Source organism: Sporosarcina sp. E16_3, assembly GCF_017347125.1.
Lineage (GTDB): Bacteria > Bacillota > Bacilli > Bacillales_A > Planococcaceae > Sporosarcina.
Genome location: NZ_JADPRX010000033.1, coordinates 19,192 through 39,482, shown reverse-complemented (window position 1 = coordinate 39,482; position 20,291 = coordinate 19,192). Strand labels below are relative to the sequence as shown.

Genomic DNA, 20,291 nt, shown 5'->3' with positions numbered 1-20,291 from the left:
ATATGAATGGATAAAGTGATTAGCAGATTAGAAGAGTGGATTGTTGCAATAGTCTTAGCTGTCATGTCCATCATTGCATTTGTCAATATCCTTTCGAGAGGGCTTGCAAATTATTCCCTTTCTTTTACGGAAGAAATAACAGTCAATTTGTTTGTCTTATTAACGTTTGTGGGAACTGCCATAGGTGTGCGTCAAAGCGCACACCTTGGTTTTACGTTAATCTATGATCGGGTGAATCATTCACTTAAAAGGGTTATGACGTTATTTGTTGGGTTGATGATGGTGTTGTTATTTGGCACTTTACTATATTTTGGTATTCAAATGGTATCGTTTCAAATTGAAATGGGCCAACGAACGCCATCACTTGGATGGCCTCAATGGTGGTTTTCGCTGGCAATGCCTGTCGGCGCATTACTTTGTTTGTATCGGACTCTTCAAGTAACGGTGAAAGAATATCGTGAGCACAACGTGAAGGGGGAACAAAAAATATGATGGCTATAATTCTATTTGGTCTGTTTTTCCTTCTCGTTATGCTCCGTTTACCGATAGCTGTAGCGTTAGCGGTTTCTTCAATTGCGGTGCTATTTACTGGTAGTGGAATATTTGGTCTAGAACTCGTTGCTGATATTATGTATACGAGTATTTCGAAATTCACACTTCTCGCTATCCCATTTTTCATCTTAGCTGGTGTCATTATGGAACAGGCCGGTATCTCTAAGCGATTAATTGATTTTGCACAAGCGCTTGTTGGGCATAAAAAAAGTGGGATTGTTTTTGTAACGGTCATGACAGCAATTTTCTTTGCTGCAATTTCTGGATCGGGTCCGGCAACCGTTGCTGCAATCGGAGGAATTTTAGTTCCTGCGATGGTGAAAAGTGGCTATAAGAAAGAAACAGCTGGTGCTCTCGTTGCAAGTTCCGGGGCAATTGGAATTATTATTCCACCAAGTATTGCATTCATCGTATTTGCAGTTGTCGCAGGTGATCAGCTCCCTATCTCCATTGCCCGCTTGTTTATGGCAGGTGTTATACCAGGATTGATGCTAGGGGTTGGGTTCATTTTAGCGGCGATGTGGGTGAGATGGCGTCAGGAAATAAAAGAAGGACCATTGGAAGGCTTCGTCCCTATGAAACCTGCTTCAGCAAAGGAACGCTTGAAAGCATTTACGAATGCACTATGGGGCTTGTTAATTCCTGTTATCATTTTAGGCGGTATTTACGGTGGTTTCTTTACACCTACTGAAGCGGCAGTTGTCGCAGTATTTTACGGATTGTTCGTTGGGTTCTTTGTGTATAAAGAATTGAATATGAAAAAGTTGTACGCTATTTTAGTGGCTTCTTCAATTCAAACGGCAGTTGTTATGTTTATCGTCAGTGCTGCTTCTGTCTATGCATATATCATTACGACAGAGCAAATTGCTTCTCAAATATCTGCCGCCATGCTTGGACTATCAAGCAACCCAATTATCATTTTATTACTCATCAACGTTTTACTGTTAATTGCAGGGATGTTTATTGATGCGATTTCAGCATATTATATTTTCATTCCGATTTTATTGCCAATCATGATTTTATTTGAAGTTGATCCCACAGTGTTTGGTGTCTTCATGACAGTGAACTTGGCTATAGGGCTCTTTACACCACCAGTAGGACTAAATTTATATGTTGCGACGGGAATTTCCGATACGACATTAGGGGAGATCTCAAGGGGTGTTCTTCCATTTGTTGCTTCTTCAATCATTATATTGTTGCTGATTACATTTGTACCGTGGTTTTCAACGTTTTTACCAGATTTATTAAATATTAAATAAGGGGATGACAGAATGAGAGTAAATGGACAAACGGCAATCATTACAGGTGCGGCAAGTGGTATTGGAGCAGAATCGGCGGTTTATCTTGCGAGGGAAGGCGCGAATATTGTTTTGGTCGACTTGAATTCTTGTGCAAAAACAATCGATTCAATTCGGGAACAAAATCCGAATGCTAAAGTATTGGAATGTTTGGGGGACATTCGGGATCCAGAGTTCGTTAAAGCTAGTGTTGCACGTGCTTCAGATACGTTCGGAGAACTACATATATTGGTGAATAATGCTGGGACATGTGGTCGTCTCGGAATTGACACGATGACACTTGATGTGTGGGAACGTGATATGGATACGAATGTCAAAGCGGCATTTTTGTTTATACAAGCTGTCGTTTATCCACATATGATGGAGCAAAAATATGGCCGTATCATCAATATCAGTTCGATTTCAGGCATGAATGGTGGAGTTGTTTCGGGCCAAGATGATAGTTCGGGTCGTTCGGGTCCTGCCTATTCAGCATCTAAAGGGGCAGTCATTGCATTAACGAAATGGGTTGCTAAAGAACTTGGCGGGCATGGGATTACGTGCAACTCAGTCGCTCCGGGTGCAACAGCAACGGGTATCACGGCAGGTGTCGCATATGATCTAAGCCAGCAAGTTGTAAAGCGGATGGGTACACCAGGAGATATCGCAGAGGCCGTCCTGTACTTTGCTTCTCCAGAATCCAGTTATGCAACGGGTCAAGTGTTAAAAGTCGATGGTGGAAACAGTTTTGGCTGAACGAATTCAAGCAGTTCTCGATTCTGAAACAGGACGCATTGTTGGTCGCCTGACAAAAGATGTCGATTTGCTTGAAGGAATAAAGGAAGTATGCCGTAATAACAACTTAGAAGCAGCCCAGTTTCAATGTATGGGGTCTCTATTACATGCTACATATGTACAACTGGAAGAGACAGATCAAGGGGTGCTTAGCTATTCACCAAAAGTAAAGAGTGATACCGCCGTTGAGCTATTATCGGGAACAGGTTTTGTCGGTATAGACCAGGAAGGGGAACTCGACGTCCACTTCCATGGCTTATTCGTTGATTGTAATCAAAAAATAACTGGTGGGCATTTTATACATGGTGAAAATCCAGTTGCCGTGACAGTTGAATTTATACTGTTTCCACTGCCAAAGGTAAAAATGCAACGGGGGAATGATGAAATATATGGTCTTCCTGTTTTCCAATTTTCAAAGAAGGAGTGAGTACTAGTGGAAACGTTAGCGCAGCTAGCTATGAAATCTGCCGCCGCTTATCCAAACAAAGTCGCGGTAAAAGACCAGTATAGGTCCATATCATATAAAGAAATGATTGAACGTGCACATGCACTGGCAGCATACTTTCATAACAAAGGATTCCAGAAAGGAGACCGAATAGGTATCCTGATGGCGAATCGCCTTGAACATATCGAATTGGATGTTGCTGTTGCACTTGCTGGCCTTGTCAAAGTCCCTTTAAATTACCGTTTACATCCGAAAGAGCATCAATATATGCTTCAGGATGCAGAGCTTAGCCTAATTATTGGCGATAAGGAACTAATCGATGCAATAGGAAGTAATGTCGAAGTGCTACCGGTTGGCGGACCATATGAGGAAGTAGTGCAGTCCCAGCTTGGGAATCATTTCGTCGAAGAAGTTTTCGAAGATGACTTATTTGCAATCATGTATACATCAGGAACGACCGGTAATCCAAAAGGGGTTATGCTATCTCATCGAAACATGATTGCAGGTGCTTTATCGCTGGCGATTGTTTGTGAAGCAGATTACGACGACATTATTGGTCATGTTGCCCCGTTGACTCATGGCAGTAACTTCCTGTCACACGTGGCCTGGTTATACGGTTCAACACAAGTGGTGTTTGATAAGTTTGAACCTGAAGAATTTGTAAATGACTTGGCCAAAGAAGCTGTTTCAATAATTTTTTTAGTGCCAACAATGGTCAATTTAATGATTCAGCATCCTCGGTTTGATCCTGCTAAACTGTCTACTCTTAAAACTATAAATATGGCTGGATCCCCAATTGCTGCAAGTAAATTGGAACAGGCGCTTAGTCTAACAGGACCGATTTTCGCTGAGACGTATGGTCAGGTTGAAGCACCGATGTGTATTACGATGATGCCGAAGAAAGAACTTGGAACACATCTTGAATCATGCGGTCGGACGGGACTTTTCGTCAATGTGAAAATTGTGGATGATGAAGGAAAAGAAGTAGAAGACGGCGAAGTCGGTGAAATTATATGTAAAGGTTCACTTGTCATGTTAGGTTATTGGAACAACGCACAAGCAACTGCGGATACGTTGATAGATGGATGGCTTCACACCGGAGATCTTGGTTGGAAGAGTGAAGAAGGATATGTTCACATCGTAGATCGAAAAAAGGACGTCATTATTTCGGGCGGTGTTAATATTTACCCGCGTGAAGTGGAAGAAGTACTGAGCCTACATCCAGGTGTGAAAGAAACATGCGTCATCGGTGTGCCTGATGATAAGTGGGGCGAGAATATCGTTGCATATGTCGTGGAAAACGGAACAGCATCTGTAACGACAGAAGAACTGTTAGCGCTATGTATTGAAAATATGGCCAGCTTCAAAAAACCGAAAGAAATTTATCTTGTGGATGAATTACCGAAAAGTTCATACGGAAAAATATTGAAACGAGAACTACGGGACAATCATGAGGAGGTAAATGTATGACAAATGTGTATGTACATGGGATTGGGATGACACAGTTTGGTACTTTCATCGATCGGACTATGAAAGACATGTTGCTAGACGCATGTATTCAAGCTTTGGAAGATGCGGGTAATCCGCAAGTCGATGCGGTTTATATCGGGAATTTTATGGGCGGCTCCATTTATAATCAGGAAATATTAGGAGCAATCGTCGCGAATGAACTCGGGCTTGGTTTTATCCCGACAGCAAAAGTGGAAGGAGCATGTGCATCCGGAGGAATTGCTGTAAGACAAGGGGTATTGGGCATTTTAAGTGGGGAGTATGAAACGGTTCTTGTTGCCGGTGTAGAAAAGATGAAGCATGCTTCGACGGCGGATGTTACACAGGCAATCAATGCTGCGATGGATAATGATTCAAATGAGAAGCAGGCAGGACTTACATTTCCCGGATTTTTCGGCGTGCTAGCAAATCGTTATTTTTATGAAACAGGTGCGTCTAAGAAGCATTTGGCAATGGTCGCGCTAAAAAATAGGGAGCATGCATTAAACAATCCGTTAGCTCAATTCCAAAAACCAGCGACGTTCGATCAAATCATGGAAGCACGTCTTATTACAAATCCACTTGGTTTGTTCGATTGTTCACCGATGACTGACGGAGCAGCTGCAGTTGTGATTTCATCTAAAAAGTCATCGATCCATATTCGCTCGTCTGCGCAAGCTTCAGGACCGACACAAATGCAAGACTCCGAAGATTTATTGTCCATCCCGGCGATTCGGGAATCCGGACGTGTTGCTTATGAAAAAGCCGGCGTTGGACCAGAGGATATAGATGTTGTCGAAATTCATGATTGTTTTTCAATGACAGAGATACTCGCAATTGAAGAACTTGGTTTCTTTAACAAACGAGAAGGCTGGAAAGCGGTTGAAGAGGGGCGTACAAAGTCGACGGGTGATAAACCTGTAAATACAAGTGGAGGACTTTTATCGCGAGGACATCCGATTGGAGCGACAGGCGTAGCACAAATATATCAGCTCGTGAGACAGCTTCGTGGAACAGCGCCAAATCAAGTTGATGGGGCGCGACTTGCACTCGCACAAAACTTAGGTGGTACAGGTTCTTATTCGACTGTACACATTTTGGAGAGGGTGTGAATGGAGTGAACATTTATAAATGTAATACATGCGACTACCATAGTATGTCTACAAAATACATCTGTCCAAAATGCCGGAAAGGGAAACTAGGATCACTCAAAGTTTCACCAAAAGGAACGGTTTACAGTTTCACTGATATCCATATCGCACCCGCTGAATTCGCAGCTATTGCACCATATACGGTTGCATTAATACAACTTGATGATGCAAATGTAAAAGTGACTGTGCGCATGAATGAACCCGTGGAAATTGGCGACAAAGTAGATTTGGACAAAGTTGAAAATGGTGCGTTTCTATATAAAAAGGAGTAGGACTTGTACTTGGGATGATTTGTTTTCGTCCCAAATACAGGTTTTGTTGTTTGGGGGAATATAGATGAAATTGATTCAGTCAGCCTCGTTGATTATATCGAAATTCTTACCGATTTGGATTGTCTTATTATCGCTCATTGCTTATCTTATTCCTGATGCGTTCATTTCAATTCGCGATTTGACTGGTGCTGGTTTAGGGATGATTTTTCTATTGATGGGCATGTCACTTTCAATGGAAAAACTTTTCACCATCATTAAAAATCCTAAGCATGCGCTCCTGGGGGTGCTTTTAAAGTGGACGATTATGGTTTCTGTCACAGTTGCGGTTGCCTACTTATTTTTCCGTGATAATGCGGAAATTGCAACAGGTGTTATATTGGCAGGCACTGTTCCAAGTGGCACTTCTGCAAACATTTATACATTCATCGCAGGCGGAGAGGTAGCACTGAGCATCACGATGGCGACGATGGATACTTTTATTTCGCCTATACTAACACCTACACTCGTTCAGCTGTTTGCAGGGAAATTGATCCCAATCGCTTTTTGGCCTCTTTTTTTAAATATTATTTATATTGTTTTCATCCCGCTTGTTACTGGACTACTTCTCCAATGGAAATGGGCTAAGAGAATCGAATTTGTGAAACCATATACTGCTGTACTATCTCAACTGGCTTTATTCGTAGTAGTCCTCTCAGTCATTTCAAACGCCCAATCATCACTGCAGGAAAACTTATCGATACTGCCCTTGGTTTTCTTAGCTGTATTTTTTCAAGTGACTATCCCCATGTTGGCAGGGTATTTCATTTCTAAAGCACTGAAAATACCAGAAGAAAATAACCGTGCGATTTTATTTCACACTGGAATTTGTAATACGGCACTAGCAGCTACCCTTGCAATGGAGCATGTTAGCTCACTTGCTGCAGTCCCTGCGGTTGCTAATATGGTTATCAATTTAACCGTCGGGGCGATTGTGGCCAACCTGTTCGCGAGTAAATATAAAATCACTAAAACATAAACCTTTTCAAGTCATTCACGGCTTGAAAGGTTTTTTTGTGTACAGTCTATCAGTTATCAGGAAAGTGTTCAAATTGTCCATTGTTGCTACTACAATTTACCTGTTCGCGCACATAACAACACATTATCCCATAATAGATTTTTAGAATAGTTGTCATATTCGAAATAAGGGGTTGTAACGGGGTGTAATATGAGGTATTATAATTAGAAAATATAGATAACTAGAGGTGCAACTTATGGATGCCGAACATTTAGTAGATGTAATAAGAGGGGATAATGTTGAAAGTGAACATTGGGGACATATTGCAGTAGTGAATAGTGAAGGGGAAATTCTATTTTCCAAAGGGAATCCGGATAGAGTAACATTTGCTCGCTCGTCAATGAAACCTTTGCAAGCAATTCCGATTGTTGAAACAGGAGCAGCTGACCATTATCAATTCAATCAAGCTGATCTGTCATTAGCTTGTGCATCGCATAATGGAGAAGATCAGCATACTGACAGGGTAAAAACTATTTTAGTTAGACTAGGCCTTGGAACCGACGATTTGAAATGTGGCACTCATCCCCCGCGCTGGGCGGAAGCGTATGAAGGATTAATTAAAGCGGGTAAGGAAGTTACACCTGAATACAACAACTGTTCAGGAAAACATAGCGGCATGCTAACTACAGCCAAACATATGGGTGAGAGTTTGGAAGATTACTATAAAATGGATCATCCAGTTCAAAAAAGAATTATGGAAGTAATAAGTGATATCTCTGAAACACCCATAAATGAGATAGAAATTGGGATTGATGGTTGTGGAGTTCCTGTCCATGGCATTCCATTAAAAAACCTCGCATTAAGTTTTGCGAAGATGGCAAAACCAACATCTTTTCCTGAAAAAAGAAAAAATGCAATTGAGCAAGTGACTGCAGCTATGATGGCCGCACCAGAAATGGTCGGAGGCACTGAACGCTTTTGTTCAGATTTCATGAGGATTGTAGACGGAAGAATGTTTGGGAAAGCTGGGGCAGAAGGCGTTTATTGTATCGGTGATCTTAAAACAGGTCTTGGAATTGCCATTAAAATCGAGGATGGCAATGGCCGAGCAACTTCACCTGTTGCACTGGAAGTATTAAAACAGATCGATTTACTTACTGAAAAACAATGTGAGTTATTACATGACTATCACTATCCGAAATTGAAGAACGCAAGGCAGGAAATCATCGGACAATTAAGTCCAGTCTTTTCATTGAAAAATGCATAATGCATTTTATCATAAATAATGTTAGTAAAGGGGAGAAGAAGATGAAAAAAGCTTATGGTTTAATTTCTTTACTTGCTTTAATGCTGCTAATCGTTTTGGCTGGCTGTAGCAGTGATTCAAAAGAAGGTAGTAAAGAAGCTGGTAAAGAGGATGGAAAGCCGGCTGAAAAAGCTAAAAAAGAAGGCAAGGATATTGTCATTGCTGTAGCAGATAACTTTACAGGCATGGATCCACATGACACAAATGACACGTTATCTGGTTCAGCTCAAAAAGCAATGCTTGAAGGGCTTGTAGGGTTTGATAAAGATATGAATGTTATTCCACTTTTGGCTGTAGAGCATTCGGCAAATGCCGAGGCAACGGAATTCACATTCAAATTACGTGAAAATGTGAAATTCCACGATGGAACGCCTTTTAATGCAGAAGCGGTAAAAGTGAACTTCGAAAGATTATCAGATCCAACTAGCGGATTGAAAAGACATAGCCTTTACGCATTGATTAAAAAAATAGAAGTTGTTAATGAATATGAAGTGAAATTTACATTATCAGAACCTTTCGGCGCGATGATCAACACATTCGCTCACCCAGCTGGATTGATGCACAGCCCGAAAGCGTTAGAAGAGTTTGGGAAAGAAGTTGCAAGACATCCAGTTGGAACAGGCGCATTTAAATTTGTTGAATGGAAACCGAGTGAAGGTTTGAAAATTGAAAAGAACGAAGAATATTGGAATGCTGGATTCCCGAAAGTAGATTCCATCACATTTAAACCGGTATCGGAAAACGGATCAAGAATTGCAATGTTGCAAACAGGTGAAGCGGACTTCATCTATCCGGTTCCTACTGAACAAGTAGAGGGAATTAACGGGAAAAACGGCATTGAAGTAGAAAGTAAGCCTTCTATTGTTGTCCGTTACATGTCTATGAATACATTAAAAGCACCATATGATGATATTAAAGTTAGACAAGCACTTAATTATGCAATCAATAAAGAAGCTTTCATTAAAGTTGTAATGAACAATCAAGGAACTGAATTGGATTCTATTATTGCACCTGACGTTCAGTTCTACTCAAAACAAGAGCCTTATGCATTCGACCTTGAAAAAGCGCAAGGCCTGCTAAAAGAAGCTGGTATTGAAAAGGGCTTTAAAGCGAAACTATGGGGCGGTAACAGCTCCGGAGCGATTAAAGCAATGGAATTCTTGCAGCAGCAGTTGGCACAAGTCGGTATAGATGTTGAAGTTGTACCAATGGAATCAGGTACACTATCAGACAAAATCTGGTCTGTTCAAAACCCTGACGATGCTGAGCTTGAATTATACTACGGTGGATGGTCACCATCTACTGGAGATGCAGATTGGGGCATCCGTCCACTTCTCGGAGGAAAAGATGCATTCCCACCTATGTCATATAACGTTTCTTATTATGATAATCCGGAAGTGGATCAGCTAATTCTAGACGGTCTGCAAACAGCAGATTCGGATAAACGTGCAAAAGCTTATGAAGATGCACAAAAAACAATATGGAATGATGCACCTTGGGTCTTCTTATCTGCTGACAATACATTGGCTGGTAAGAAAAACTATCTAAAAGGAATCTATCTGTTACCGGATGGTTCATTGAGCGTATCAGATATCGAAATCGAGTAATGAATTGATAAAAGGGCGCTATATATACATAATATATAGCGCTCTATCTTTATACCAAAGGAGTGGTTAAGTTGTTTCGATTCATCATTAAAAGACTACTCGAAATTATCCCGATCCTGTTGATTGTATCCATTCTGATTTTTCTATTCGTACATATGATTCCCGGAGATCCAGCTCGTCTAGTTGCTGGCGAAGATGCAACACTGGCAGATGTGGAGATGGTTAGAAAGGAATTAGGCTTGGATCAGCCGATTGTAGAACAGTATGTCACTTATATGAAGAACCTGTTTAAAGGGGATATGGGGAATTCACTAAAAACAAATCGGCCGGTAAGCGAAGAAATAGGCGAACGATTCATGCCAACGTTTTGGTTAACCGTTTGGAGTATGGCATGGGCGGTCATTGTTGGTTTAGTGATTGGTGTCATTTCGGCTACAAAGAGAAATAAATGGCAGGATTATTTGGGCATGTTCGGAGCTGTTTCGGGGTTATCATTGCCGTCATTCTGGCTAGGACTCATGCTTATTCAACTATTCGCAGTAACACTTGGCTGGCTGCCTACTGGAGGAATGGAGTCATGGAAGAGTTATATCCTTCCTGCATTCACTCTTGGAACTGGTGTAGCTGCTGTAGTTGCACGTTTTACACGCTCATCCTTGATGGATGTGCTGAAAGAAGATTATATCCGTACAGGCAGATCAAAGGGATTAAGTGAACGCAATGTTACGTGGGGACATGGCTTAAGAAATGCAATGATACCCGTTGTTACAATGACAGGCTTGCAATTTGGTTTCTTACTCGGAGGATCCGTTGTCATTGAAACTGTATTCAGTTGGCCGGGGTTAGGAAAACTATTAATCGATTCAGTTGCTTACCGTGACTATCCGGTTATTCAAGCAGAAATGATGATCTTTGCGTTAGAATTCATCGTTATTAATCTAATCGTTGATCTATTATATGGCATCTTGAATCCACAGATTCGGTATGAGTAAGGAGGGGACCAAAGTGGTTGAAGTAAAGCTTTCTAAAAAAGAAGAATACATGCAACGAACCTTGGAAAACATCACATCGAATACACCATTCTCTGAGTTTTGGAGGAAGTTCAAAAAACAAAAACTTGCGTTTGTATCATTCTTTTTTGTACTATTCCTTATTGCACTAGCGCTTGTCGGACCATACTTTGTGCCTTACGATATAGCGGAACCAGATTATGACAATGTACTTTCGGGTCCTACAGCCCAACACTGGGCAGGAACAGATGCTTATGGCAGGGACATTTTCAGTAGAATTATTGCGGGTACACAAATTTCTTTATACGTTGGATTGACGTCCGTTTTCTTAGGAGCAATTGGAGGAACATTCTTAGGGCTTATTGCAGGTTATTACGGTAGAAAAATCGACATGATTATTATGCGGATGTGTGATGTATTACTTGCATTCCCTGGAATCTTGTTAGCTATCGGTATTATTGCGATATTGGGACCAGGGCTTAGTAACGTTGTCATCGCGGTCGCGATTTTCAGTGTGCCAGTGTTTGCTCGAATTGTCCGTAGTTCCACGCTAGCTGTTAAATCTACCCTCTATGTTGAAGCTACAAAATCAATAGGTGCAAGGCCACGTCGAATTATTTGGAAGCACGTCTTTCCAGGAACATTATCTAGTATTATTGTCTATTTTACGATGCGAATTGGTTCAGCAATCTTAACAGCTGCCAGCTTGAGTTTCCTTGGGTTAGGCGCACAGCCCCCTTCACCTGAGTGGGGCGCAATGCTAAGTGGTGGACGGGATTATTTAAATATTGCACCACATGTGACGGTTTTTCCAGGACTTGCGATTTTCGTTACAGTACTTGCATTTAACCTTTTAGGTGATGGCTTACGTGACGCGCTCGATCCGAAAATTAAGGACTGACACTTGGTTGAAAGGAGGTATTCTAGTGGATCAATCAGTACTAAAAGTAAATAACCTACAAACACATTTCACAAGTGATTCTGGTGTTGTAAAAGCGGTAGATGGAGTTAGTTTTGAAGTTTCAAAAGGCGAAACACTTGGCATCGTTGGCGAATCGGGAAGTGGGAAGAGTGTTACCTCCCTGTCAATCATGAGGTTGTTGAAAGATACTCCTGGACAGATTGCTGGGGGAGAAATTCTTTATGAAGGCAGAGATCTTGTCAAAATCAGCGAGAATGAAATGCGGAAAATCCGCGGCAATGAAATTGCGATGATATTTCAAGAACCAATGACTTCATTGAACCCCGTATTTAAAATTGGGCGTCAATTGGAAGAAGCTATTATCCTTCACTTAAAGATGTCGAAAAAGCAGGCGAGAGTTAGGTCAATTGAGATGCTAACAGCTGTTGGTATTTCACGTCCGGACAAAGTTGTTCATGAGTTTCCGCATCAGCTATCGGGCGGCATGCGACAACGCGTTATGATTGCGATGGCGATGGCTTGCAATCCTAAAGTATTGATAGCAGATGAGCCGACAACGGCACTGGACGTGACAATACAAGCGCAGATATTGGATTTGATGCGGAATTTAACGAAAACAACTGATACAGCCATTCTACTTATCACGCATGATTTGGGTGTAGTTGCAGAAATGTGTGATCGTGTTGTGGTCATGTACGGCGGACGTGCAGTAGAAGAAAGCGATGTCCTATCAATCTTTGCTAATCCGAAACACCCTTATACACAGGGATTACTGGCTTCTATTCCTAAGATAGGGGAAAGAGTAGAACGATTGCAATCCATTCCTGGTAATGTTCCGATCCCATCGAGGATGCCGGAAGGTTGTAAGTTTGCCCCAAGATGTCAGTTTGCAATGGATATCTGTTGGGAAAAAGAACCTGAATTTAAAGAAGTAGCAGTGAAGCATTCTGTTAGGTGCTGGTTACACGAGGAGGTGCATCAAGATGAGTCAGAACTTGCTGGAAGTACACAACATAAAAAAATATTTTCCGATAAAGAAAAAACTGTTCAGTAAAAAGAAAGAGTTTGTAAAAGCGGTTGATGGTGTGTCATTTACTGTAAAAAAGGGCGAGACATTAAGTATCGTTGGAGAAAGTGGTTGTGGAAAGTCCACTACCGGCAGAGTATTGATGAAGTTATTGGATGCGACGGAAGGACGAATTATCTTTGAGGGGCAAGACATCACCGATTTAACGGATGATGAAATTCGCCCGCTCCGAAAAGAATTCCAAATGGTTTTCCAAGATCCCTATGCGTCACTCAACCCACGGCTAACAGTAAAGGAAATCATCGAAGAACCACTGATTGTTCATAATATCGAAAAATCAAAACGGGCGGACCGTGTTATCCAATTATTGGAAGTTGTCGGGTTGAATAGGTACCATGCGAATCGCTATCCCCATGAGTTTAGTGGTGGGCAGCGCCAACGTATTGGTATTGCACGGGCACTGGCAGTGAATCCAAAGCTCATTATTGCGGATGAACCGGTTTCGGCACTTGACGTTTCCATTCAATCACAAATTCTTAACTTATTAAAAGATTTACAGGAACAGTATAATTTGACGTATGTATTTATCGCTCATGACTTAAGTGTAGTTGAACATATTTCGGATCGGGTTGGGGTTATGTATTTAGGAAGGCTTGTTGAATTGACAGACCGAGACGCATTGTTTGGAGGGCCGCTTCATCCTTACACGAAAGCGTTACTAAGTGCAGTTCCAATACCGGATCCTACTTTAAAAAGAGAACGAATTTTATTAAAAGGGGATATACCGAGTCCAGCCAATCCACCTTCTGGATGTACGTTCCATACTCGTTGTCCTTTTGCCCAACAATTATGCAAAGATCAAGTGCCGGAGTTCCGCGAATTAGGCGAAGGTCATTTTGTAGCTTGTCATTTTGCAGAAGAATTACGGGGTTAATTAAATGCGGAAACTTCATGTTATATCCATACAAAAAGTATATTTAGACATTGTGGTCAATCAATTAGCGGAGATATTCGGAGACGCAATCGAGTTATCCGCAATCACATTGCAAGAGCTCACCATGGATGTTATTGGGGAACAGGATATTGTTATCTTATCTAAAGAGATACTAAAGGGAATCACTCGTCCGTTCATCCCGGAATCATGTCCAATCATTATTGCTAATCGCGAAGTAAATATAGCAGCAACGAAAGAATTGTATAAACTGCAAGAAGGACAACAGATTCTTGTCATTAACGATACGATTGAACATGCGGTAGAAACAGCAATTTCCCTTAAAAACATCTATTTTGAACACGATTATATTGCCTATGACCCTGTAGATTTAATGCCGTCCACTATCAATTGGATTGTTACTCCAGGGGAGATGGAACTTGTTCCGAGAGAATTTGAAAATGTGATTGATATTGGTCCTAGGACCCTGGATTTCAAAACTGTGCAAGAGACAGCAAAAAACGTGAAATGTGAATTGGAACAAGTTTTATTGATGAATCGCTATTATAAATCGCAATTGGCATTAGCAGAAAAGTTGGTTGATAAAAACGAACTTCAGAATAAGAAGATGTCGGTTCAGCAGACTACTAAGCGTTCAAAAGTTGAGGATCGAACGGAAAAGAATAACCCTTTGCCGGAAGAAACAATGCGTTCGATTATTGAGAAAATCGAAGAACATGGTTTTTTAGAGGAGAGTTTAGCAATCTTGGCCATCTACAAAGAAGCCAAGGAAAACTTCGAATCCTTTGGTCGTGCAACAGTGAAATTGAAATTACGCGATGCTGGTATTACGTTTTCCGATCAGCAACTCCGGCTTCGTTTAGAAATAATGCAGGAGATAGGTTTGGTCAATGCGCGTCAAGGCAGGGGCGGGACGAAGTTATCGGATAAAGGCGAAACCTTTTTGAAGCAGCACAACGAAGCATCAAGCGTCGGATTTTAGACGTTAGCTCTGATTTAGATGAACTAACTTTTTGGCATCTACTGATTTACCGATCAATTGCGATGCCCTATCTTGAGGAGGATTAATAAATGACTATTGGTTATTTTAATGGTGAATTCATTCCAGTTGAGCAGCTTGTTATTCCTATCGATGAACGAGGCCATCAATTTGGTGATGGTGTTTATGAGGTCATTCGGGTTTACGACGGTACATTCTTCATGTTGGAAGAACATATTGAGCGGCTATTTAAAAGCGCACAAGCAATTAGGTTGCCAGGTGACCATTCTATAGAAGAGATTCAACAGCTTATCCACGAAGCAGTTGGAAAATCAGGCTTGGCAGATTGTGATGTTTACATCCAGATGACTAGAGGCGTTGCAACGAGAAAGCACTTATTCCCAGACGTGCCCGTCTCTGTTTCGATGACAATTAGGCCTATGAAACCAACAAGTGATGCCGTCAGAGAAAAAGGAATGAAGGCGATATTCCATGAAGATGAACGATGGGCAAACTGCTACATTAAATCATTAAATCTTTTGCCGAATATATTAGCAAAACAAACCGCTCAAGATGCTGGTTGTTATGAAGCGATTCTTGTGAAAGATGGTTTTGTGACAGAAGGAACGAGTTCTAATGTGTATCTAGTAAGCGACAACACAATCTATACAACACCGCTTTCAAAGCATATTTTAGCTGGGATTACACGGATAGCGGTAAAAGAACTTGCGAATGATCTTGGGATTCCATTCGTTGAAAAACAATTTACGACTGAAGAATTGTTGCAGGCGGATGAGGTTTTCATTACAAGTACAACAAATGAAATCATGCCGATCGTCAATGTAGACGGGAAGAATATTAAGGATGGTTCTGCTGGGGAAATGACTTTGAAGTTGAATGACAAACTTATGGAACTGGTTAAGTCAGTGCAACATAGCTGAGTAATTTTGTTTCTGGAAGACTCCTTTTAAATAGGGGACGTTGGGAGGGCTTTCAATCTGGCAAACCTAATTACCAGGAGTTTTTTTAATACCTATATAGATTGAGCGCAGGCGCCTTAGCAGGGGTAGCCAACCGAACAACGAAGAGTTCGGTTTGTATAATTTCTGCGTTCTTTGCAGAAATTATACAGTTAATGCCAAGAGGTTACTCCATATAGGTTAAAGGATATCTCATCGGGCTTATGGCGGGAGGCATCCCCAAGCGCCGAAGCGAATTCAATGGAGTTCTTTATCACAATAGATGTAGTATGAAAATTACTTTCCGAAGGGAGAAACTATGCGCGTTTATATTTCAGCTGATATAGAAGGCATCTCAGGGGTCGTTCATGGCGAACATACAGCCCGGGATGGTAGAGAGCATGATTATGCACGGATGCTAATGACCGAAGAGGTTAATGCTTGCGTACTTGGTGTGTTGGAGGCGGGAGCAGAAAAAATTGTTGTCAATGACTCTCACGGAACTATGCGGAATATTTATCATGAGAAATTACATAAGAAAGCTGAACTGATTCTAGGTGCACCTAAAAAACTAGCAATGATGGAAGGAATTAATGCGGATTTCGATGCGGTTCTTTTTGTCGGGTATCACACTCGAATGGGGACAGACGGCATATTAAATCATACATTTAATGGACGGGTAGTCAGAAGGGTTGAAGTAAATGGAGTGGAACTTGGCGAATTGGGTTTAAATGCCCTGGTTGCTGGTCATTTTGGTGTGCCTGTTGTTTTTGTATCAGGTTGTAATTTAGTGGCAATTGAAGCTAAGGCGTGCATTCCAGATATTCATCAGGCAATCGTAAAACAAACGATTAATCGAACTACGGCTCTGAACGTTCATCCTGTTAGAGCAAGGGAACTCATAAAAGAAGGTGCAAAAAAAGCGTTGCTGCACCGCGAAGAGATTAAACCATTTACCATGAAGGCACCTTATACGGTGAAAATGGAGTTTTTACATACCGGTCTGGTTGATGCTGTTGAGATAGTGCCCTTTGTGAAAAGGACAGGGCCCCTGACGATTTCATTTGTCACTAGTGATATATTGGAGTGTTATCAATTGATTCGAAGTTCGATTATGATTGCCAGTACGGTAACATAAACTGATCAATAAGCTGAAAAAAACGCTACTACTTGGAGTGAATAAAATGAAGCTACAAGAACCCAAAAAGGTCAGAGCTAGAGGTATTACGATTGGCCGCCTTCCGATCGGGATAAAGAATTGTATTACAGATGTAGAAGGCGTAAAAGTGGGACATGTCACGCTAGATAATCCATTGCAGGGGGCTGAATACGCGGCTACAGGCGTGACGGCTATTCTACCGCATGGCGACAATCTATTTTTGAATAAAGTAGTGGGTGCGAGCTATGTATTGAATGGTTTCGGTAAGACAACAGGCCTCGTCCAGGTAGATGAATTAGGCTTGATTGAATCCCCGATTATGCTGACCAATACGTTTGGTGTTCCCGCGGTTACACAAGGAACGCTTCACTATATGTTAGAACAAAACCCTGAGATTGGAGATACAACTGGAACGATTAATTTGGTTGTCGGGGAATGCAATGATAGCAGGCTAAACTCAATCCGCGAGCTACCGATTCAACCAAGTCACGCGGTTGCTTCTATTAAAAAAGCTTCCACTGATGCTTCCGAGGAAGGGGCGGTTGGAGCTGGAAAAGGTATGATTTGTTTTGGCTATAAAGGCGGAATCGGCTCTTCATCACGAATCATTAAAGACGGTGAAAGTGGAAGGACCTATACAATTGGTTGTTTAGTTCTTAGTAACTTCGGGCGGAAAGAAGATTTTCAAATTGACAGATACAAACTGAGTGACAATCAGGATGTGCCTACTTATCCTAAACCAGCAGATGGATCCATCATGATTGTCTTGGCTACAGATGCACCACTGAGCAGCAGGCAGCTAAGGCGGGTGGCGAAAAGATGCGGCATCGGGCTTGGGAGAACGGGCAGTCATTTTAGTAATGGCAGTGGTGACATTGTCATCGCTTTTTCGACAGCTCATAAAATACCGCATATCACTACGGATACTGTCGAAACAAGGCTGCAGTTAAGAGAAGATCATCCGATTATGAATGACCTTTTCTCTGGTGCATCAGATGTCACAGAGGAAGCGATTTTAAATTCATTATCACAGGCCGTGACGATTACGGGGCGGATGGGAAATACCGTTTACGCTTATCCGTTTGAATGAACTGGAATAAAAAAGCACACCTCTTGATTAACCAAACCAGTGAATAACATGATCACCTACTGGGCGCTACGTGTATAGTTGACTTTGGATTGCTTTGGATTGAATGACTTCTATACGATTACCGGGATGTCTGGATGTGTAGGGATGAGACTTTGTCGCATCCCTACACAGTTTTTTCGGTAATCGTATGGTGGTCCTTCATCCGTCGCTCTTCAAAAACACAGATACACGAAGTGCTAAAGCTTTTTGGGACGAAAGAATAGCTTGCTTCTTATCTGGATAAAAGCCGCCAAAGATGCAATTTTGGCGGCTGAAACTTTCTCACTGGTTTTTCCTTTCTTTATTTCAGAAGTGTTGCTTTCTAGTAGACATCACATAATTAGATGCATAAGCTTTACCAAAAGTAAGCAAGACGCACATTGTACAACGTGCAAGAGTGCCCGAAATTGCATCTTCGGGCACTTACAATCTCTATAGAAAGTCATCTATTCTTTTCTTCCAAAACAACTGCATTTTTCACTTGAACATTGTAGGTACGCGACAGGCAACTATTCGCAACAGTATTACTGAAAAAAGTGTGGCTAAAAGTGACGGATCCACTTTTAGCCACACGAGGACCCCTCAGTAAATCTGTCATGAATAGTTCGCCGAAAGCGAACCGGAAATGATCCAGTGAAAAGGAATCTTTTCATGCATGACTGTGTGAAGAGGTTTTTTTTCTGTCTAGACTCCAGCGCCTAGCCCCTCGAGTCGCTTCTGTCCCGTTAGTAAAGGCAAAAAGAGCGCCTTTACTAACAGGCCTTTCAGCGCTTGTCGGGACTGAACAGGCGCTTGCGCTTTTGTTCCTTAATGAAATTGACTGCGCGTATATGGTCGAATTATTGCAAATAGACTAATAGGTTTGACTAGAACGAGTTTCCAATTTACACTTAATAAGACATTTCTAGTTAAATAACCATATAGTAATAGAATGCTAACCAACGCCTCGGTACCATGCAATCGTTTATATAATCAAAAGGGGGTTTTTTGATTGAAGAAAAAAGGGATTTTTAGTATGTTGCTCGTTCTGTTTCTCCTAGTTGCGGCTGCGTGCGGTAATGACAAAGGGGAAGGCGACACTAAAAAGGACGATGACGTAGTGAAAGAAGAAGGCGCTTCAGGCAAGCTCGTCATTTACACGGGACGTGATGAAAGCGTTGTTGAGAAGGTCGTTGGGATGTTCAATGAAAAATACCCGGACATTCAAGTGGATAATTTGACGATGGGGGCGCAACAAATTCTTGAGCGTGTCCGCGGTGAGAAAGCGAATCCACAAGCGGACTTCTGGTGGGGCGGTACACAATCCGCAATGATGGTGGCGGCGGATGAAGATCTGCTTATGCCATTCAAGCCGTCATTTGATGCTGCGATTGCGGCCGACTATAAAGATGCTGAAGGAAGATGGTACGGAGAGATGCTGTTGCCGGAAGTAATTATGATCAATAGCGATGTACTAACGCCGGAAACGGGTCCGCAAGATTGGGATGATTTGTTGAAGCCAGAATGGAAAGACAAAATCGTTATCCGCGGTGTACTTGCTTCTGGAACGATGCGTACAATTTACTCATCAATGATTTTCCGCCAAGGTGCCGACAATCCTGAAAAAGGCTATGAATGGCTTAAAGGCTTAGATGCAAACACGAAAGATTATGCGCAAGATCCAACGAACCTGTATTTGAAATTGGTTCGCCAAGAAGGAATTGTGTCGTTGTGGAATCTGCAAGATATCCTGTTGCAAAGCAAGTTGAACAACCAGCCGTTTGATTTCATTTATCCGAAGAGCGGTGCGCCGATTCTTGTAGATGCGGTCGGTATTGTCAATAAAGCGAAAAACGAAGCGAATGCGAAACTGTTTTATGAATTCCTCTTTGATCCGGAAGTGCGTGCGAAGCTTGCGGAAGAGCTCTATCAGATTCCGACACGCTCGGATATTGCCAAAGAAGATATGCCAGATTGGTACCAGGAGCTTGACTTAAAGGCACTTGATATCGATTGGGCAGTGATGGCTGACAAAGAAGCGGAATGGATGGAGCATTGGGATTCAAATGTTAAAGGAAAAGGTAAGTAATCGTTCATTTAACAGTGCGAAAAGTAGGACCTCGGGTTATCAATCTCGAGGTCTTTCCATTACATAGTGACTATATTGCTGAACAAGTAAATAACTACATAAACTAAGCGAAGGCGCCTTACAAGGGGCGGGAGGCATCCCCGAGCGCCGTAGCGAATTCAATGGAACAACCTATATAAATTTGATTAAAAGGGGTGAC

The 20,291-nt window shown here is 41.8% G+C and carries 19 protein-coding genes; all 19 read left to right on the top strand.

Going from position 1 to position 20,291, the window contains the following annotated elements:
* The first annotated feature begins 6 nt into the window (after positions 1 to 6).
* The 19 genes from I2483_RS16120 (at position 7) to I2483_RS16030 (ending at position 20,092) form a co-directional block, all read left to right on the top strand.
* The gene (locus I2483_RS16120) at positions 7 to 492 is read left to right on the top strand and encodes a TRAP transporter small permease (RefSeq protein WP_207278121.1); all 486 of its coding nucleotides are present in this window, start codon (positions 7 to 9) and stop codon (positions 490 to 492) included.
* Entirely contained in the window at positions 489 to 1,811 is a 1,323-nt protein-coding gene (locus I2483_RS16115; protein WP_207278120.1) for a TRAP transporter large permease, read from the top strand. Before I2483_RS16120 ends, I2483_RS16115 begins: the two co-directional genes overlap by 4 nt.
* Before the next feature lie 12 nt (positions 1,812 to 1,823).
* Positions 1,824 to 2,585, top strand: coding sequence for an SDR family NAD(P)-dependent oxidoreductase (locus I2483_RS16110; protein WP_207278119.1), 762 nt, complete (start codon positions 1,824 to 1,826; stop codon positions 2,583 to 2,585).
* The gene (locus I2483_RS16105) at positions 2,578 to 3,051 is read left to right on the top strand and encodes a PPC domain-containing DNA-binding protein (RefSeq protein ID WP_255550483.1); all 474 of its coding nucleotides are present in this window, start codon (positions 2,578 to 2,580) and stop codon (positions 3,049 to 3,051) included. The genes I2483_RS16110 and I2483_RS16105 overlap by 8 nt, the downstream gene beginning before the upstream one ends.
* 6 nt (positions 3,052 to 3,057) lie before the next feature.
* Positions 3,058 to 4,539: an AMP-binding protein gene (locus I2483_RS16100; RefSeq protein WP_207278117.1), complete on the top strand. Its 1,482-nt coding sequence runs from the start codon at positions 3,058 to 3,060 to the stop codon at positions 4,537 to 4,539.
* Positions 4,536 to 5,669 (top strand): thiolase C-terminal domain-containing protein, encoded by a 1,134-nt coding sequence (locus tag I2483_RS16095; RefSeq protein WP_207278116.1) that lies wholly within the window; start codon positions 4,536 to 4,538, stop codon positions 5,667 to 5,669. Before I2483_RS16100 ends, I2483_RS16095 begins: the two co-directional genes overlap by 4 nt.
* A gap of 5 nt (positions 5,670 to 5,674) precedes the next feature.
* Positions 5,675 to 5,980 (top strand): Zn-ribbon domain-containing OB-fold protein, encoded by a 306-nt coding sequence (locus tag I2483_RS16090; RefSeq protein ID WP_346267743.1) that lies wholly within the window; start codon positions 5,675 to 5,677, stop codon positions 5,978 to 5,980.
* A 64-nt stretch (positions 5,981 to 6,044) separates the two neighbouring features.
* Complete coding sequence (locus tag I2483_RS16085) at positions 6,045 to 6,995, top strand: bile acid:sodium symporter family protein (RefSeq protein WP_207278115.1); 951 nt, start codon at positions 6,045 to 6,047, stop codon at positions 6,993 to 6,995.
* 235 nt (positions 6,996 to 7,230) lie between these two features.
* Positions 7,231 to 8,241 carry an asparaginase gene (locus I2483_RS16080; protein ID WP_207278114.1) on the top strand — a complete coding sequence of 337 codons (1,011 nt, stop codon included), beginning with the start codon at positions 7,231 to 7,233 and terminating at the stop codon, positions 8,239 to 8,241.
* Between the two features lie 41 nt (positions 8,242 to 8,282).
* Positions 8,283 to 9,887 carry a glutathione ABC transporter substrate-binding protein gene (locus I2483_RS16075; RefSeq protein WP_207278113.1) on the top strand — a complete coding sequence of 535 codons (1,605 nt, stop codon included), beginning with the start codon at positions 8,283 to 8,285 and terminating at the stop codon, positions 9,885 to 9,887.
* Between the two features lie 71 nt (positions 9,888 to 9,958).
* Positions 9,959 to 10,879, top strand: a complete 921-nt coding sequence (gene gsiC / locus I2483_RS16070) for a glutathione ABC transporter permease GsiC (RefSeq protein ID WP_207278112.1) — start codon at positions 9,959 to 9,961, stop codon at positions 10,877 to 10,879.
* A 49-nt stretch (positions 10,880 to 10,928) separates the two neighbouring features.
* Positions 10,929 to 11,798: an ABC transporter permease subunit gene (locus I2483_RS16065; RefSeq protein WP_255550485.1), complete on the top strand. Its 870-nt coding sequence runs from the start codon at positions 10,929 to 10,931 to the stop codon at positions 11,796 to 11,798.
* Positions 11,799 to 11,823: 25 nt separating this feature from the next.
* Entirely contained in the window at positions 11,824 to 12,873 is a 1,050-nt protein-coding gene (locus I2483_RS16060) for an ABC transporter ATP-binding protein (RefSeq protein WP_346267742.1), read from the top strand.
* Entirely contained in the window at positions 12,803 to 13,780 is a 978-nt protein-coding gene (locus I2483_RS16055; RefSeq protein WP_207278109.1) for an ABC transporter ATP-binding protein, read from the top strand. The genes I2483_RS16060 and I2483_RS16055 overlap by 71 nt, the downstream gene beginning before the upstream one ends.
* 4 nt (positions 13,781 to 13,784) lie before the next feature.
* Complete coding sequence (locus tag I2483_RS16050) at positions 13,785 to 14,780, top strand: winged-helix domain-containing protein (RefSeq protein WP_207278108.1); 996 nt, start codon at positions 13,785 to 13,787, stop codon at positions 14,778 to 14,780.
* An 89-nt stretch (positions 14,781 to 14,869) separates the two neighbouring features.
* Positions 14,870 to 15,718, top strand: coding sequence for a D-amino-acid transaminase (gene dat, locus I2483_RS16045; protein ID WP_207278107.1), 849 nt, complete (start codon positions 14,870 to 14,872; stop codon positions 15,716 to 15,718).
* A 337-nt stretch (positions 15,719 to 16,055) separates the two neighbouring features.
* Positions 16,056 to 16,874: a M55 family metallopeptidase gene (locus tag I2483_RS16040; RefSeq protein WP_207278106.1), complete on the top strand. Its 819-nt coding sequence runs from the start codon at positions 16,056 to 16,058 to the stop codon at positions 16,872 to 16,874.
* Between the two features lie 46 nt (positions 16,875 to 16,920).
* The gene (locus I2483_RS16035; protein ID WP_207278105.1) at positions 16,921 to 17,985 is read left to right on the top strand and encodes a DmpA family aminopeptidase; all 1,065 of its coding nucleotides are present in this window, start codon (positions 16,921 to 16,923) and stop codon (positions 17,983 to 17,985) included.
* A 1,054-nt stretch (positions 17,986 to 19,039) separates the two neighbouring features.
* Positions 19,040 to 20,092 carry an extracellular solute-binding protein gene (locus I2483_RS16030; RefSeq protein ID WP_207278128.1) on the top strand — a complete coding sequence of 351 codons (1,053 nt, stop codon included), beginning with the start codon at positions 19,040 to 19,042 and terminating at the stop codon, positions 20,090 to 20,092.
* The last annotated feature ends 199 nt before the right edge of the window (positions 20,093 to 20,291 follow it).

Bases quoted from the DNA above. Each gene is read 5' to 3' on its own strand.
- I2483_RS16120 (WP_207278121.1), top strand. From the start codon at position 7: ATGGATAAAGTGATTAGCAGATTAGAAGAGTGGATTGTTGCAATAGTC.
- I2483_RS16115 (WP_207278120.1), top strand. From the start codon at position 489: ATGATGGCTATAATTCTATTTGGTCTGTTTTTCCTTCTCGTTATGCTC.
- I2483_RS16110 (WP_207278119.1), top strand. From the start codon at position 1,824: ATGAGAGTAAATGGACAAACGGCAATCATTACAGGTGCGGCAAGTGGT.
- I2483_RS16095 (WP_207278116.1), top strand. From the start codon at position 4,536: ATGACAAATGTGTATGTACATGGGATTGGGATGACACAGTTTGGTACT.
- I2483_RS16085 (WP_207278115.1), top strand. From the start codon at position 6,045: ATGAAATTGATTCAGTCAGCCTCGTTGATTATATCGAAATTCTTACCG.
- I2483_RS16080 (WP_207278114.1), top strand. From the start codon at position 7,231: ATGGATGCCGAACATTTAGTAGATGTAATAAGAGGGGATAATGTTGAA.
- I2483_RS16075 (WP_207278113.1), top strand. From the start codon at position 8,283: ATGAAAAAAGCTTATGGTTTAATTTCTTTACTTGCTTTAATGCTGCTA.
- I2483_RS16065 (WP_255550485.1), top strand. From the start codon at position 10,929: ATGCAACGAACCTTGGAAAACATCACATCGAATACACCATTCTCTGAG.
- I2483_RS16055 (WP_207278109.1), top strand. From the start codon at position 12,803: ATGAGTCAGAACTTGCTGGAAGTACACAACATAAAAAAATATTTTCCG.
- I2483_RS16050 (WP_207278108.1), top strand. From the start codon at position 13,785: ATGCGGAAACTTCATGTTATATCCATACAAAAAGTATATTTAGACATT.
- dat (WP_207278107.1), top strand. From the start codon at position 14,870: ATGACTATTGGTTATTTTAATGGTGAATTCATTCCAGTTGAGCAGCTT.
- I2483_RS16040 (WP_207278106.1), top strand. From the start codon at position 16,056: ATGCGCGTTTATATTTCAGCTGATATAGAAGGCATCTCAGGGGTCGTT.
- I2483_RS16035 (WP_207278105.1), top strand. From the start codon at position 16,921: ATGAAGCTACAAGAACCCAAAAAGGTCAGAGCTAGAGGTATTACGATT.
- I2483_RS16030 (WP_207278128.1), top strand. From the start codon at position 19,040: ATGTTGCTCGTTCTGTTTCTCCTAGTTGCGGCTGCGTGCGGTAATGAC.